Genomic DNA, 14,084 nt, shown 5'->3' with positions numbered 1-14,084 from the left:
TACTTAATGTGTTAACTTCCCACGACGACCTTGGCGTGCCGTAATACTTTTCCGTGTAAAAAATACCCCTTTTCGATTTCGTCGATCACTTTGCCTTTGAGGTCGTCGTCTGGGGCCGGTACGTTGGTGATCGCTTCCTGTAGTTCAGCATCAAAGGGTTTGCCGATAGATTCCATTTCGGTCAATCCCTGATGGGTCAATATGGTTTTTAATTTATGTCCTACCAACGATACGCCCTCTTTCAACGGGCCAACCTCCGTAGCGGTTTCAATAGCTTTTAATGCACGATCGAGATCATCAAGTACGGGCAGTAAATTTGCAATTATTTCTTTACCAGCTGTTTGCATTAACTCAATACGTTCCTTGGCCACACGCCGCTTATAATTGTCGAATTCGGCATACAACCTCAGGTATTTATCATTGACCTCGGCCAGTTCAGCGGCCAGCTGCTGGCCTGCCTGGGGCTCTTCCGTAGCAGTGGTTGCCTCCTGGTTTTCAACTGAGGTAGTATCGGTTGACTGTGCTTCTTTTTCAGCAGATTGTTGTTCTCCCATCAGATTGTTATCCTTTTCTTTTCTTTTCTTATTACTTGCCATAGTTGTCATATCGTATTGTCAACTGCAGCTGAATGTGTTTCAATTTCGCTGCCAATGGTTAAATGCCGTCACCCTGTCAGTTTTGGATGGTGTTGTGCTTACAAAATGTCGGTATGGACGAACTGGTACACGCATAAGCAGCTATATTGACACCTTGTCATGCATCGCGCCGTCAGCAGTTTTGACTATGCGGGACGGCATATTGCGAATAATTTGATAATCGTGGGTGGCCATCAAAATGGCCGTCCCCGACCGGCTGATTTCTTTCAGCAGCAACACAATTTCCTCGGACGTCTCAGGGTCAAGATTGCCCGTGGGCTCATCGGCGAGAATGATTTCGGGATTGTTTAGCAAAGCCCGGGCAATGACCACCCGTTGCTGCTCACCACCTGATAGCTCATGCGGCATTTTTTTCAGTTTGGAGCGAAGCCCTACTTTTTCCAATACATCAAGCATTCTATTATTAATGAGGGCTTTATCTTTCCATCCGGTGGCCCGTAGTGCAAACTCAAGGTTTTTTTCTACGGTGCGGTCGGTGAGGAGGTGGAAGTCTTGAAAGACAATGCCTAGTTTCCGGCGAAGGAAAGGAACCTCACGCTCGCTGAGTTTTTTGAGATCGAAACCGGCCACCATACCTTCACCGCTGGCGATATGAAGGTCGCCATAGATAATTTTAAGGAGACTGCTTTTGCCGCTTCCCGTCTGGCCGATAAGGAATACAAACTCGCCTTTGTCGATTTTCAGGTTCACGTTGGAAAGCACCAAGTGCTTCGGCTGGTAGATGTCAACATTTTTGAGTGTAATTACCGTATCGCCTATCATAAGCTATAATTCTAATTTCGTAATTTGTCCAAAAGGCATTTCCTTAACAACTTCCATGATGTATGCAGCTTTATCGGCCAATCCAAGTTTATCAAGCGATTTGTCCGGCCGGTCCACCCTGAAGTAGGCAAGCAATGTGAAGGAGTCGTCGCGTAACTGGACATAATCCGGTATTTTAGCTACGCCTTTGACCTTAATGACATACATGATGGGACAAAGTTAACATTAATTGGCTGAAAGATAAAGAGCTCATCGGTGTGCAGCCAAAAAATCTAGCGTATTCACGCCGTCGGCATAATCGGCTAAGGCGGGCAGTTGGCTTTGGCCAGGCGCAACCACCGGGGTCGGTACCCCAAGGTTTTCGATGCTCACCACGCATTGCAATTGTGGGGCCAATGTGCGCAACCGTTCGGCAAGTGTATCAGTGTTGGTGTATTCTTCGAGGTAAAGTACCGCCAGTGGCGACGCCATTCGGTCGTCCGGCTTTACCAAAAGAAAGCCGTTGTCATAATGAGATTCCCGGTTAATGAGGTAAATGGATTTATTGTAGTCGTAGTTGTTAGCGTACTTGTGATGATTGATTACGTCGGAAAATGGAGCTATCCCATCGAGGATCGTTTTGATGTCGTAACCCTCCGGAACAAACAATTTGGAGACGCTGCGGCAGCCGAGTCCGTAATAATCAAATATATCGCTGCCCAACTGCATGAGTTGGCTTGAGGTTTCTTTGCCGGTCAGCACAGCCACGCTGTTCCTATTTTTCCGGATAATATGTGGCTTTCTACCGAAATAATAAGAAAAATACCGGGCGCTGTTGTCGCTGCCCGTAGCAATAACCAGATCGAAATTCTGCAGCCGTTCGGCGATTGCGATTCTTGGCGTAAAACGAGGTTCGACCTCTTGCAGTTTGCTCAATAGGTGAGTGGTTAGCACCGGGTCGTCCGCCGAGGGCTTCACCTGAAGCTTAAAGCCTGCGCAAAGCACGCACAGGATATCATGGAATCCAACGAGCGGTATATTTCCGGCTAAGACCAACCCAGCCGTTTTGTCGCAATCCCCATCAAACGGATAGGGTGCCAACCAGCTGTGCAGTTTGTCTTCCGTTAGGTTTAGCGCCGCGGCATGCAGCGCTTTATGGACATTAGCGGGCGTAAACCAGGCGTTGTGCTGATAGGCTGCGTCAACAGCCTGTAACAGGCATTGCTTGTCAGATAGTAGGTATTCACCCAATCGGATGAAGGCTTCGATGCGTTGTTTCTTTGTCAAAATGTAACCGTTAGACTCTTAGTTGCACAATATTTGTTGTATATTTGCGAAATAAACAGCTGTCCCGTAAAAAGACTACTGACTTTGTAGTAAACTTTTGGGGATCAGGTTGCAAAAATAGGGTTTTATTTTATCATATAGCGTAAGAGTTAGATGGCGATCAAAATAACAGATGAATGCATTAATTGCGGGGCCTGTGAACCGGAATGCCCCAACAATGCGATATACGATGCAGGGGTGAGCTGGCGGTTTTCCGAAGGCACGGAATTGAAAGGAATCATTGACTTTGGTGATGGGACCACCCTTAATGCGGATGAAGAGCAGCCTTCGTTGTCAGACGAAGTCTATTACATCGTTTCGGATAAATGTACGGAATGCGTTGGTTTCCACGACGAGCCACAGTGTGCGGCGGTTTGCCCCGTAGACTGCTGCGTGGATGATGAAGACGTCCGGGAAACGGAAGAAGAGCTATTGGCGAAAAAAGCCTGGCTTCACGGGGAATAAGAAAATCATCGCGAAAGCATAAGTAGGTTAGTAGAGATATAAAGAGGCCTTCTGTTTTAACGGCGGAAGGCCTTTCCGTTGTGCGGGCTAAGCGCAGCAGCTAGCACTAACATTTTCCGGGCACCACGAGTACCGGGCATGATGCTCTTCTGACCACGCTTTCGGACACGCTGCCAGAGATAAAATGGTCAAACCCTGTGCGCCCATGTGTCCCCATGATAATCAGGTCAGCACCCCATTCGCTGGCTACGGTAAGGATCTCCTGCTTCGGGCTGCCTATCCGGTTGAAGACAAAAACCTCTTTCACGTCATGGAAATCTTTGCTGATTTCATCGAGCATGGCCCGGGAGTTTTCTTCCTGTATCTGGGTGGCTTCAGGAACAACGATAGGCTGTTGTCCCATCAATGGGTCGGCGCCATAATTTGTCGGTGCCGCTGGTTCGATCACATGAATCAGCGCAACCGATGCTTCCATGAGCTTCGCAAGACCGTATCCATGCTGCAACGCTTTTTTTGAACAGTCGCTGTCATCTGTAGCGATGAGTATGCGGCTGTATTTTGTAGGTTTCGTTTCCATATCAGTTTGTGTCATAGCCTTCGCAAACGTAACAAATATAAGATAGTTTAGTTTTTTTCGTTTATTCGTTGCCAACTTAAGATAGCTCTTGCATCAATTTGTCAAACTCGGCCCGCAGGGCTGCCATTTCAGCTTCGACTTTGGTAAGCCGGGCCTCCAGTTCTGAGGAAGGACCTGCTTCGTTAGGCTCCGTATCACTATCGTAGGGAAGCTCATTTCCTCCTAAGAGATGCATATAGCGCGCTTCTTTTTGACCGGGCCGTCTAGGCAGTTGGCGCACGTAAGGTTGGTCGGCGTTGGCAAGGTTGTCGAGAAACGATTGCAGGTCATCAAGCGATTCAAATTCGTGCATCCGGCCTGAATTGGTGTTCAGCTCGCCCGGGGTCTGCGGACCGCGTAGCAGCAGGAGGCAGATAATGACCACTTCAGCAGGGATAACCGGATATAATACCGCAAAATTGTGCTTGTATTTGGTTACTCGGCTTGAGCCTCCTGTCACCGTCGATACCAGCCCTTTTTTTCGAAGAGAATCCAGTGTGGTGATCACCGTCGTGTCATCGTAGTTTACCACGGGTTTGCGTGATGTTTTTTGGTTGCAAGCGGCGACCAGCGCATTCAACGTCAAGGGATAATATTCAGGCGTTGTTTTCGCTTTTTCCATCAGCACGCCCAATACGCGTTGTTCTTCGGTGGATAAGACGGGAAGTGTGGCAGTTGTATCCATGGTTTATGGCGCGTCAATTTTGTTAGTTTTCAAAAATGATGTTTTTATCCCAAATAAACAACTTTGTGTGTAAAAGGCTTCGTCAATTGCTATCTTCGTGGCGTGTTAAAAATCGCAAATCACCATTGCTATTCACACCCGCTGCCGGAGGGCCATCGGTTTCCGATGGCGAAGTATGAATTGATTCCGGCACAGTTGCTTCATGAGGGTACAGCAACAGCTGGCAGTTTTTTCGAACCGCAATTAGCAAGTTTCGAAACCATTACGTTGGCGCACGAACCTCAGTATTGCCGGCATTTACTGGATTTGACACTTGATCCGGCCATGGTGAGGCGGATCGGTTTCCCGCTGTCTCACCAATTGGTGGCGCGCGAGTTGCGCATTGTGCAGGGCACCGTGGATGGATGTCTGTATGCCATGGAAAATGGTGTCTCGTTTAATGTGGCAGGAGGCACGCACCACGCCGGCGCTGATTGGGGCGAAGGCTTTTGCCTGCTGAATGATCAGGCGGTGGCCGCAGCCTATCTCATCGATGAATCCATTTGCCGGCAGGTGTTGATCATTGATCTGGACGTACACCAAGGAAACGGTACGGCACAGATTTTTGAAGGCAAACCAAGCGTATTTACATTCTCCGTGCACGGTGAACGTAACTTCCCTTTTCGCAAGGAGCGGTCTGATTTGGATGTCGGGTTGACGGATGGGATCGGGGACGACGCGTATCTCAGCCTATTGGCTGACAAGCTGAACGAAGTTTTCAATATGGTAAGGCCGGATTTCGTGTTTTACCAAGCAGGAGTCGATGTGCTTGAAACGGATAAGCTGGGGAAACTTGCGCTGACCAAAGAAGGGTGTTTTAGACGAGACGAGCTTGTATTCCAGTCGTGCCGATCGGCGGGTGTGCCGGTGCAAGTAAGCATGGGTGGGGGATATTCCGCACACATCAAGGATATCGTCGATGCACACTGCAACACGTTTAAAGCCGCCGTTCGTATCTATGATTGAAATATATAATTGATAATTGTCATAACCGACCATGTTTTACCATACAGACGCCACTATTGAGCAGTTGGCTATTCATCGAGTGGGCAATAAGTGCCAGGACGAGTTTTATGTGCTTAGTGATAAGCCGGTGGTTTTGCAGGATGAATTGCTGGCAAAATTGCTGATGCATTATTTCCTTAGCCCATTCGGAAAAGTAAATGAAGTCTACCGCTTATTCCATTCCAGCGGCACCACTGCGCTGAATGAGATCTATCATTTCTCCCAAGCTTTCTTCGGTGGCGAATTGAGCTTTCACGAGTTGGGTGTGCAGGTCTGCAAACATTTATTTGAGGCGTCAAACCATCCCAATATCAAAGGCGGCGAACTTTATGTGGTACACCTCCGTGACGTGCAACTGGAAGGGGAGGTACATGAAGCCGTAGGGGTATTCAAATCAGAAAACAAGGAAGCCTACCTGAAAGTATCTCCGGTACAGGGTGCATTCGACCTTGGTTATGAACAGGAGGCGATAAACATCAATAAACTGGACAAAGGGTGCCTGATCATCAATTCAGAACCTGAGGAGGGGTACAAGGTATTGGTCATTGACCAGACGAACCGCCAACAGGAAGCTGCTTATTGGAAAGATGATTTCCTTGGTGTACGATTGCGTAATGATGCGTTCAACAAGACCGGTAATTTTCTTAAAGTCTATCGGCAATTCGTGAATGAGGGGTTGGATGAAACGTTCAACTTGGAAAAGGCGGATAAAATCGATTTGCTTAATCGGTCTATGGATTATTTTAAGGACAAAGAGGCTTTTAAGCAGGACGAATTTGAAGAGGAGGTATTGGGCAATCCTCAAGCGGCCAGCCTATTCAATACATACCGGCAGCAGTTCGAGGAGGAATATGAATCGCCCTTGGGGAGTCATTTCGATATATCGAGCCAGGCTGTAAAAAAAGCGCAGGCTACCTATAAGAGCGTTTTAAAATTGGATAAAAACTTTCATATCTATGTACACGGAAAACGGGAGTACATAGAAAAAGGCTATGACGAGGAGAAAGGTTTAAATTTCTATAAACTCTTCTTCAAAGAGGAACACTGACATTCCTGATGCCAGCACTAGACCAGCTTCAATTCCTGTTTGTTGCCAGTTGAACAGGCTTGATATATGGCGTCAAGTATTTTCAGGTCCTTTAAGCCCTCCAAGCCATCTACCGGCACGATCGGCTTATTGCCGTCGAGGATGATTCCGGCCATTTCGTCCATTTGCACGGTTTGATGAACGACATGAGGCTGCGTAAGCTCCCCCTTGTTTGTCCGCCCCTTTATGGGGCCATACCCGGTAGCAGGTTGCAGCTCAGCAAAGCCCTTTTCGCCATTAAGGAAAAAGCGGTCCAGGTAATTCATGTTATAGGTAGAGAGGCAAGAAGCCACCGCGCCGCTCGGGAAACCCAACTGGAATTGGATGGTTTCATCCACCCCATCCTTAAATTTGGCGGGATCTGTTTTGCTCTCTTGGGCGGTGACCCAAACAGGTTCTTCACCGACCATGTAACGGGCCCCATTAACCGCGTAGATGCCAATGTCCATCAAGGCACCGCCGCCCGCCAAATCCTTGTCAAGCCGCCATTGGTTGGGGTCTCCGATGCGAAAGCCCGACAACCCCTGGAAAAAAAGTATTTTACCTAACTCGCCCGATTGGCGCATGCGTACCACTTCCAAGGTGTTGGGCTCGAAATGCATACGGTAGCCAACCAGCAGTTTTACGCCTGCGGCTGCACATGCATCCACCATTTCCTGCCCTTCCTTTGCATTCACGGCCATTGGTTTCTCGCAGATCACGTGTTTCCCGGCTTTGGCTACGCGTATGGCCTGATCGTGATGAAGGGCGTTAGGAGTGATGATATAGACCGCGTCAATCGTTGGATTGTCGCGGATTTCATCAAAATTAGTGTAGTTGTAGCGACTCTTTTCAGGAACATCATACTTAGCTCCCCACTTTTCCAGCTTGCCCGGTGTGCCGCTGATAAGGCCGGTTATTTTAGCACGCTCGCATGACTGCATGGCCTCAGCAACCCGGGAGGCATAACCACCAAGGCCCATGAGCGCAACCCGTAACACTGGCCCTTGACTATGTTGCGCTAAGGGCGTTGCCTTGCCGAATGCAGCCTGCGAAGACAGGAATGGTAGGGTGATGGCCGAGGCAGCTAATTTTTGCAGAAAATCGCGACGTGAATTTGTGGTCATAATACTTGTCTTGGTTTGTACTTTTCAGTTAACAAAACTACCGCTGGATAGTTTTGTCTTTTGCCTTGTTGCAAACATATAAAATATCGCCTATTGGCAGGTAGCCCAAGGGCATTTAATTTTGGTCCCGATCTTGGCGAGGAGGTGACACTATAAATATTTCTGCAAATGTTTCTTAAAATAGGCTGCACTATCAGCCATACTTTTCATGGCGCTGTGGGTATAGTTGCCCCCTTGTTCCAGATAGAAAAATTCAAGTCCGGACGCGATGGGATCTGGAAGTACTTCAGCATAGTTGATGGCACCATTTCCGAGCTCGGTATAATCGTTTGTCGTTTTGTCCATATCTTTTATATGCCATAATGCGTAGCGGCCGGGTTGTCTGCTGACCAGCTCGCTTGGAGCGTACCTTGATGCACGCACGACCCAATAAATATCCATCTCAATTTTCACAAGGGCCGGGTCTGTCTCGTTCAGGATAATATCAAAACCGTTTTCCCCGTTGTAATCTATAAACTCGAAATCATGATTATGGTAAGCAAACCCAAGCCCTGCAGCAGCTACCTGCTCGCCTATGATATTGAGTTTGTTCGCTAACAGCTTGAAATGATCCAATGACCGTTGATCAGGGGCTAACCATGGCCAGGTAATATATTTCATATTCAGGGCACGCGCGCCGCTGATGCATTGGTCTACAAACCGTTTCAATACCTCATCGGATTGGTCTAGATATGGCGAAAACCCGAAGTGCCCGCTGGAGACAGTAAGCCCGAGATCATCTAATATCCTCCCGAATTGGGAAGATTTATAACCGTAGCATGTGCCTTTTTTTTCATCAAATCCAAAGATCTCAAAATCCTGATAGCCCATGGCTTTTGCCGCGCGCAACGAGGCGATTGCATCTTTCATCATCTCTTCGTGGATCGTAAAGAGCTGAAGACCTAGTTTAAACTTGGGTTTTTCAACTAACGAAAAACCAGGCAGGGGTAACATCGAGGTTGTTCCTAGGGCGGTTACAGACTTGATAAAACTTCTTCTTTTCATTTGTATAATCAGGGCTAATAATTGAAGATACTAAGAAATCGGCCAATTAACTGTCTTGTGTCAAGCGTTATACGATCGGCTCTGCTTTAAAGCCTTTGTGTTTGATGATGTTCACGACCTCGTCTTCGGTAATTCCTTTAGCACTTACAGTAAGTATTTTGTCGGCATTGTCCGTATCAACGTTCCAATGGCAGATACCCTCGGCGTTATCTAAATCAGACTGAACCTTTGATACACATCCACCGCAGTTGAGGGTGGTCTTAAATTTCAATTCTTTCGTTTCCATCGTTATAAACTTTTAATTGTGATATAATCATTGAAAATCATGCTGTTTGCGATTTATTCTTCTCTTACAAAATTCGCTACCGATGACTTTCTCATTGTTGTACAATTTCTTGTTTGATTTATGAGATTTACTGTTTTACTTTTTCCACTTCAGCCGTAAACTATTACTTACCACACTGACGCTGCTCAATGCCATTGCAGCACCTGCAATCATCGGACTTAGTAAAAAGCCGTTAATTGGATAAAGAATTCCTGCGGCAATCGGAATACCGATAAGGTTGTAGATAAACGCCCAAAACAGGTTTTGCCTAATGGTAGCTACGGTCTGTTTTGAAAGCCTGATTGCCTGCGGAATTTTAGTAAGATCTGACGAAATAACCGTCATTTTGGCTACATCCATGGCGATGTCCGAGCCTTTGCCCATCGCGATACTTACATCGGCTGTGGCAAGGGCCGTACTGTCATTGATACCATCGCCGACCATTGCAACGGTTTTGCCTTGCTGTTGCAGTTCTTTTACAAAATCAGCTTTGTGCTGTGGCAATACTTCGGCCTTATAATGTTTGATGCCTGTCTGCTCGGCAATGGCTTTTGCCGTGGCTTCGTTATCGCCGGTAAGCATATACAGGTCGATACCCATATCCTGCAATGCGCTGATTGCCTGTGCCGATGTTTCTTTTATTTTATCGGAAATAGCCACAACGGCGAGTGCTTCCTTGCTATTAGCAAACCAGATAACGGTTTTGGAGCGTTTGCCCCACTCATCGGCCTGCTGTTGTAATTGTTCGGCAATGCGGATGCTATTTTCTGCTAACAGTTTTTTGTTGCCAACGTAGTAGGCTTCATGATTATGGACGGCTTTTGCTCCTTTACCGGTGATGCTGTCGAAATTTGATATCGCGGTTGTCGCCGCTTCGTTCAGGTGTCTTACTACGGCTTCTGCCAAGGGGTGTTCAGATTGCTTCTCAATACTTAAAAGAATGTCTTTGGTGGCATCGTCATTGTTAAGCCACCTGATACCTGTTACCTGCGGCCTGCCCTCGGTAATCGTTCCGGTTTTGTCTAAGATAATTGCACTGACTTTTTTGGCTAATTCCAAACTCTCGGCATCTTTGATCAACACCCCTTGTTCCGCACCTTTACCTACACCGACCATTATAGCCGTAGGCGTAGCCAACCCTAATGCACACGGACAGGCAATAACCAATACCGTAACGGCTGCTAACAATCCATGTACGACGCCGCTTTCCCCGCCGAGTATCAACCAAAGCATAAAAGTAACGACTGCTATCCCCATAACGATGGGCACAAAAATCCCTGCAATCTTATCCACCAGCTTTTGTACGGGTGCTTTACTTCCTTGTGCGTCCTGTACCATTTTGATGATTTGGGCAAGCATCGTTTCTTTGCCCACTTTCACGGCTTTGAATTGAAAGCTTCCTTTTTGGTTGATTGTTCCTGCAAATACGTTCTCGTTTTCTTTTTTAAGTACCGGAACGGGCTCTCCGCTCAACATGCTTTCGTCGACATAGGAGTTGCCCGATATTACCATACCGTCCACCGCAATCTTCTCTCCGGGTTTTACCAAAATAACATCACCTGCGTTTACATCTTCGATAGCGGTTTGTTTTTCGGTTCCGTCTGCTTGAACGACGGTTACTGTTTTAGGTTGTAAGCCCATTAGCTTTTTAATGGCTGATGATGTACTGCCTTTGGCGCTCTCTTCCAACAGTTTTCCTAACAGGATGAATGCGATAATAACGGCTGCGGCTTCAAAATACACGTGGGCGTGTAGTCCTCTCTGATGCCAGAAATCAGCAAACAGCATATTGAATACGCTGAACACATAAGCAATCCCTGTACTCAATGCAACCAATGTATCCATATTGGCGGAACGGTGTTTTGCTTGTTTCCACGCATTGATGAAAAAGCCGCTACCTAACCACAACACAACAGGGGTTGAAAATGCCCACATAATCAGGTCGGCATAAGCGATATTCATAAAGAACATACCGATCACTACAACAGGTAAGGACAGGATGATTGCGCAGATGGTTTTGGTCTTCAGTTGTTTGAATTTCTTTTCGTGGATGGCTTTGATTGTCTCTTGCTGTTTGCTTTCGTCTTCAATCAATAAATCATAACCGCCTGATCGAACAGCCTTTTGAATTTTTGATACGTCCACCATATCAGGCAGGTATTCTACCGTAAGGTTTCCGGTAGCGAAGTTTACCGATGCATTGACTACGCCGGGTTCGTATTTGACAATGCTCTCGGCACTTCCTGCACAGGAAGCACACGTCATTCCTAAAACGGGGAACGTACGTTTTATGGTGGTAACGCCATAGCCGAGGTTTTTTTCGGCGTTAACCGCTTGGGAAACAACTTCTTCGTCTTTTACCGTTATGGCGGCTCTGTGGTTGTTCAGTTCCACCTTGTGGCTCTCGATGCCTTTGACCTTTGCAAGCGCCTTTTCTACGATCAAGGCACAGTGCTCACTGTCCACATCCTCTAATGGAAGATAAATGATTTCTTTATTATTATTTGTTGCCATACCTTGATTGTTCGCTATTTTACAAAGCAAAATTGGCAATTATTACAATGAAAGCTATTGTAGTATTATGGAATTGATTTGTAAGATTTACGGAAAAGTTTTGAAAGTAGTCGATGTAGCATTAAACCTCATCTAGCGGCTTTCTTTTATCCTCACGGATTTGTTTGAAATGGCTCGGCGAGAGTCCAGTTACTTTCTTGAATTGGTTACTTAGGTAGGCTACACTCGAATAGTTCAGCCGGTAGGCAATCTCGCTCAACGACAATTCGTCATATACCAGTAGCTCCTTTACCTTTTCTACCTTTTGAGCGATATAGTATTTTTCAATCGTAGTACCCTCAACTTCCGAAAAAAGATTGGACAGGTAGTTATAGTCGTGATGCAGCTTTTCGCTCAATACGTCCGATAAATTGTTTTTAATATCACCGTCCCGATAATGTACCAGCTCAATAATGACATTTTTTATCCGTTCTATCATCCGGCTTTTCTTGTCGTCGATAACTTCAAAACCTAAAGGGTTCAAAGCATTTTCCAGCTTCATTTTTTTTTCTGCTGTGGGTTCCTGTTCAAGTGTTATCTCTCCGAGTTTGATGTTTTTTATCGTTAAACCGAGTTTGTCTAATTCGTTTTGCACCACCATAATACAGCGATTGCAGACCATATTTTTTATAAATAGTGTTGCCATGCTAATTTTTGCTCACATCAGTAATGAATGATCCTATCGAACAAATTTACGATTTAATACGCTCAATTTCACCTTCAACAATATACAGAATACCTGTTTCAATCTTACGGTAATTGTTTTCAAAGGCCGGTTTATATTATATAACCCCGCTTTCATCAAAAAAGGCCAAAAACATGTGTGTTAGTGTGAAAATTTTCGACGAAGACATCGAACTTCGAAGTTGAAACCCCGAAATATCGGTATTTGTTGCCTATGCGGTATTGTCGGAAGTTGTTCTAAATCCACCGTCTTGTTTTGTGTTGGTAATCTCTGTACTCTTTGTCAAATTTTCTTTTCAATTCATTTTCTTCATAAGGGATATACCAAAGATTACAAATCAGAAAAAACACCAACGGAAAAATAAAACAAATCCAATTATTACATAGCAACGTAACTCCGATAACTATTAATAGAAAACCTAAATAAATCGGGTTTCTGCTCCATTCAAAAACTCCGTCAGTAATCAAATTTTGCGGTTCCTTGAAAGTGAGGATTTCGGTTTCGTTTTTTGTGATTTGTTTGGTTGCAGAAAAGACCAATACCGCACCAAGCAAACAAATTGCTATTCCCAGTGACTTAAATAAAACTTTGTTTCCAATAGGGAAGTTTGGCGAGAAATATGAACCTATAATCGTTAAGATAACGGTCGTCAATAAAAGATAAGGTGGGGTGAACCAATGCATAATCATATAGCGAACAATATTATTAATATAACAGTACTTCACAATCGAAGCCGTTATCTTTCAAGGGATTGGTTGTCACTTTTTGATACCTCTCGTGAAGTTTCAATCCTTAAAATTTTGTCGCAGTCTTCAAGGTCAAAATTCTACTGCATTTTCGGAAGCCTGCCCAAATTCGGTTTTAATGACTGCATGTCTGCCTTTGTAAATACCGACGTTTAAATACGTAAATCATTGTGCTGAAAAATTAGTTGCCAATCCATTATGGTATGGTTGAAATCATAGCTTTCATCATTCTATAGCGTTCATTTTCCTAAATGCGAGTTTGGGAAAAAACCTCGATAGTAAATATAGCTTTTTTACACCTGCAACTCTGATTTCGGTTTTGTTTTTGCTAAGTCCTGTAATCATTTCGTCGATCGCTTTTTCGGGGCTTATTGCAATTTTCGGAGGCGTACCACCGTGCCAAGGTGTATTTACGGCTGGGAAAAGGACTTCTATAACCTTTGTCTGATTGTTTTGCAACTGGTGCCGCAGCGTTTGGGTAAACGAGTGCAAAGCCGATTTGGTGGCATTGTAGAACGGATAAATGCTTCTCGGAATATAAACCAAGCCTGTTGTTATATTGATGAGCGTTGTGTTGGACTGTGCAGATAGGTAGTTCAAAAACAATTTGGATAAATGAATAGGAGCAATCAGATTGGTGTTTATTTCGTCAACGGCTTTTTCATAGCTTTTTTCATCATTCAGAAAGTCCGTTCTGTAAACAATAGCCGAGTTGTTAATGAAAACATTGAGTTTTGGGAAACTCTCCATTATCCGATTGTAGAGCTGTATTCGCTCCGCTTCTTTGGAAATATCGCATTGGTAGGTTTCTACGCTTGGGAGCAATCTTTTGGTTTCTTCCAACTTTTTAAGGCTTCGTGAGCAAACAATTACTTGGTTGCCTAGCCCTATAAACCTTTTCGCCATTTCCAACCCTAATCCCGAAGTACCTCCGGTAATCAGAATTACATTGTTCTTTAGTATCATAATGAATATTTTTATGATACAAAAGTATTTAGGTCAATT

16 protein-coding genes are annotated in these 14,084 nt (G+C 45.2%); 3 read left to right on the top strand and 13 right to left on the bottom strand.

Going from position 1 to position 14,084, the window contains the following annotated elements; genetic code table 11:
- Positions 1 to 11 precede the first annotated feature (11 nt).
- From ACFOET_RS01520 to ACFOET_RS01505, 4 genes are all read right to left on the bottom strand, one after another.
- Positions 12 to 596, bottom strand: a complete 585-nt coding sequence (locus ACFOET_RS01520; RefSeq protein ID WP_379018845.1) for a nucleotide exchange factor GrpE — start codon at positions 594 to 596, stop codon at positions 12 to 14.
- Positions 597 to 737: 141 nt separating this feature from the next.
- A complete protein-coding gene (locus ACFOET_RS01515; RefSeq protein ID WP_379018843.1) occupies positions 738 to 1,418 on the bottom strand; it encodes a cell division ATP-binding protein FtsE in 681 nt (226 codons plus the stop codon).
- A 3-nt stretch (positions 1,419 to 1,421) separates the two neighbouring features.
- Positions 1,422 to 1,625: a fructose-6-phosphate aldolase gene (locus tag ACFOET_RS01510; protein ID WP_379018841.1), complete on the bottom strand. Its 204-nt coding sequence runs from the start codon at positions 1,623 to 1,625 to the stop codon at positions 1,422 to 1,424.
- Between the two features lie 42 nt (positions 1,626 to 1,667).
- Positions 1,668 to 2,684 carry an acyl-CoA reductase gene (locus ACFOET_RS01505; protein WP_379018839.1) on the bottom strand — a complete coding sequence of 339 codons (1,017 nt, stop codon included), beginning with the start codon at positions 2,682 to 2,684 and terminating at the stop codon, positions 1,668 to 1,670.
- Between the two features lie 153 nt (positions 2,685 to 2,837).
- Between ACFOET_RS01505 and ACFOET_RS01500 the strand changes: the two genes are divergently transcribed.
- Positions 2,838 to 3,188: a 4Fe-4S dicluster domain-containing protein gene (locus ACFOET_RS01500; RefSeq protein WP_379018837.1), complete on the top strand. Its 351-nt coding sequence runs from the start codon at positions 2,838 to 2,840 to the stop codon at positions 3,186 to 3,188.
- Between the two features lie 106 nt (positions 3,189 to 3,294).
- On the opposite strand, the gene ACFOET_RS01495 is transcribed toward ACFOET_RS01500, so the two are convergent.
- Together ACFOET_RS01495 and ACFOET_RS01490 are read right to left on the bottom strand one after the other, a co-directional pair.
- Complete coding sequence (locus ACFOET_RS01495; protein WP_379018835.1) at positions 3,295 to 3,765, bottom strand: universal stress protein; 471 nt, start codon at positions 3,763 to 3,765, stop codon at positions 3,295 to 3,297.
- Positions 3,766 to 3,841: 76 nt separating this feature from the next.
- The gene (locus ACFOET_RS01490) at positions 3,842 to 4,489 is read right to left on the bottom strand and encodes a YceH family protein (RefSeq protein ID WP_379018833.1); all 648 of its coding nucleotides are present in this window, start codon (positions 4,487 to 4,489) and stop codon (positions 3,842 to 3,844) included.
- Positions 4,490 to 4,654: 165 nt separating this feature from the next.
- Between ACFOET_RS01490 and ACFOET_RS01485 the strand changes: the two genes are divergently transcribed.
- Together ACFOET_RS01485 and ACFOET_RS01480 are read left to right on the top strand one after the other, a co-directional pair.
- Positions 4,655 to 5,494, top strand: coding sequence for a histone deacetylase family protein (locus tag ACFOET_RS01485; RefSeq protein WP_379018831.1), 840 nt, complete (start codon positions 4,655 to 4,657; stop codon positions 5,492 to 5,494).
- Positions 5,495 to 5,525: 31 nt separating this feature from the next.
- Positions 5,526 to 6,581, top strand: a complete 1,056-nt coding sequence (locus ACFOET_RS01480) for a nucleoid-associated protein (protein WP_379018829.1) — start codon at positions 5,526 to 5,528, stop codon at positions 6,579 to 6,581.
- Positions 6,582 to 6,598: 17 nt separating this feature from the next.
- On the opposite strand, the gene ACFOET_RS01475 is transcribed toward ACFOET_RS01480, so the two are convergent.
- From ACFOET_RS01475 to ACFOET_RS01445, 7 genes are all read right to left on the bottom strand, one after another.
- Positions 6,599 to 7,726, bottom strand: a complete 1,128-nt coding sequence (locus tag ACFOET_RS01475; protein WP_379018827.1) for a Gfo/Idh/MocA family protein — start codon at positions 7,724 to 7,726, stop codon at positions 6,599 to 6,601.
- A gap of 150 nt (positions 7,727 to 7,876) precedes the next feature.
- Positions 7,877 to 8,770 (bottom strand): sugar phosphate isomerase/epimerase family protein, encoded by an 894-nt coding sequence (locus tag ACFOET_RS01470; protein ID WP_379018825.1) that lies wholly within the window; start codon positions 8,768 to 8,770, stop codon positions 7,877 to 7,879.
- A 67-nt stretch (positions 8,771 to 8,837) separates the two neighbouring features.
- Complete coding sequence (locus tag ACFOET_RS01465) at positions 8,838 to 9,056, bottom strand: heavy-metal-associated domain-containing protein (RefSeq protein ID WP_379018823.1); 219 nt, start codon at positions 9,054 to 9,056, stop codon at positions 8,838 to 8,840.
- 135 nt (positions 9,057 to 9,191) lie between these two features.
- On the bottom strand, positions 9,192 to 11,609 hold the full coding sequence (locus tag ACFOET_RS01460; RefSeq protein ID WP_379018821.1) for a heavy metal translocating P-type ATPase: 2,418 nt from the start codon (positions 11,607 to 11,609) through the stop codon (positions 9,192 to 9,194).
- A 121-nt stretch (positions 11,610 to 11,730) separates the two neighbouring features.
- Positions 11,731 to 12,294 (bottom strand): helix-turn-helix domain-containing protein, encoded by a 564-nt coding sequence (locus ACFOET_RS01455; protein WP_379018819.1) that lies wholly within the window; start codon positions 12,292 to 12,294, stop codon positions 11,731 to 11,733.
- A 275-nt stretch (positions 12,295 to 12,569) separates the two neighbouring features.
- Complete coding sequence (locus tag ACFOET_RS01450; RefSeq protein WP_379018817.1) at positions 12,570 to 13,022, bottom strand: methyltransferase family protein; 453 nt, start codon at positions 13,020 to 13,022, stop codon at positions 12,570 to 12,572.
- A 282-nt stretch (positions 13,023 to 13,304) separates the two neighbouring features.
- Entirely contained in the window at positions 13,305 to 14,045 is a 741-nt protein-coding gene (locus ACFOET_RS01445) for an SDR family oxidoreductase (RefSeq protein WP_379018815.1), read from the bottom strand.
- Positions 14,046 to 14,084: the final 39 nt, after the last annotated feature.

Source organism: Parapedobacter deserti (assembly GCF_042646065.1).
Taxonomy (GTDB): Bacteria; Bacteroidota; Bacteroidia; order Sphingobacteriales; family Sphingobacteriaceae; genus Parapedobacter; species Parapedobacter deserti.
Note: the sequence above shows the minus strand (reverse complement) of the source record. Positions and strands in the feature narration are given on the sequence as shown.

Excerpts from the sequence above, each read along its gene's own strand:
- ACFOET_RS01510 (WP_379018841.1), bottom strand. The coding sequence starts at position 1,625 with ATGTATGTCATTAAGGTCAAAGGCGTAGCTAAAATACCGGATTATGTC.
- ACFOET_RS01465 (WP_379018823.1), bottom strand. The coding sequence starts at position 9,056 with ATGGAAACGAAAGAATTGAAATTTAAGACCACCCTCAACTGCGGTGGA.
- ACFOET_RS01520 (WP_379018845.1), bottom strand. The coding sequence starts at position 596 with ATGGCAAGTAATAAGAAAAGAAAAGAAAAGGATAACAATCTGATGGGA.
- ACFOET_RS01460 (WP_379018821.1), bottom strand. The coding sequence starts at position 11,609 with ATGGCAACAAATAATAATAAAGAAATCATTTATCTTCCATTAGAGGAT.
- ACFOET_RS01490 (WP_379018833.1), bottom strand. The coding sequence starts at position 4,489 with ATGGATACAACTGCCACACTTCCCGTCTTATCCACCGAAGAACAACGC.
- ACFOET_RS01450 (WP_379018817.1), bottom strand. The coding sequence starts at position 13,022 with ATGATTATGCATTGGTTCACCCCACCTTATCTTTTATTGACGACCGTT.
- ACFOET_RS01455 (WP_379018819.1), bottom strand. The coding sequence starts at position 12,294 with ATGGCAACACTATTTATAAAAAATATGGTCTGCAATCGCTGTATTATG.
- ACFOET_RS01515 (WP_379018843.1), bottom strand. The coding sequence starts at position 1,418 with ATGATAGGCGATACGGTAATTACACTCAAAAATGTTGACATCTACCAG.
- ACFOET_RS01445 (WP_379018815.1), bottom strand. The coding sequence starts at position 14,045 with ATGATACTAAAGAACAATGTAATTCTGATTACCGGAGGTACTTCGGGA.
- ACFOET_RS01480 (WP_379018829.1), top strand. The coding sequence starts at position 5,526 with ATGTTTTACCATACAGACGCCACTATTGAGCAGTTGGCTATTCATCGA.
- ACFOET_RS01500 (WP_379018837.1), top strand. The coding sequence starts at position 2,838 with ATGGCGATCAAAATAACAGATGAATGCATTAATTGCGGGGCCTGTGAA.
- ACFOET_RS01470 (WP_379018825.1), bottom strand. The coding sequence starts at position 8,770 with ATGAAAAGAAGAAGTTTTATCAAGTCTGTAACCGCCCTAGGAACAACC.
- ACFOET_RS01485 (WP_379018831.1), top strand. The coding sequence starts at position 4,655 with ATGGCGAAGTATGAATTGATTCCGGCACAGTTGCTTCATGAGGGTACA.
- ACFOET_RS01495 (WP_379018835.1), bottom strand. The coding sequence starts at position 3,765 with ATGGAAACGAAACCTACAAAATACAGCCGCATACTCATCGCTACAGAT.
- ACFOET_RS01475 (WP_379018827.1), bottom strand. The coding sequence starts at position 7,726 with ATGACCACAAATTCACGTCGCGATTTTCTGCAAAAATTAGCTGCCTCG.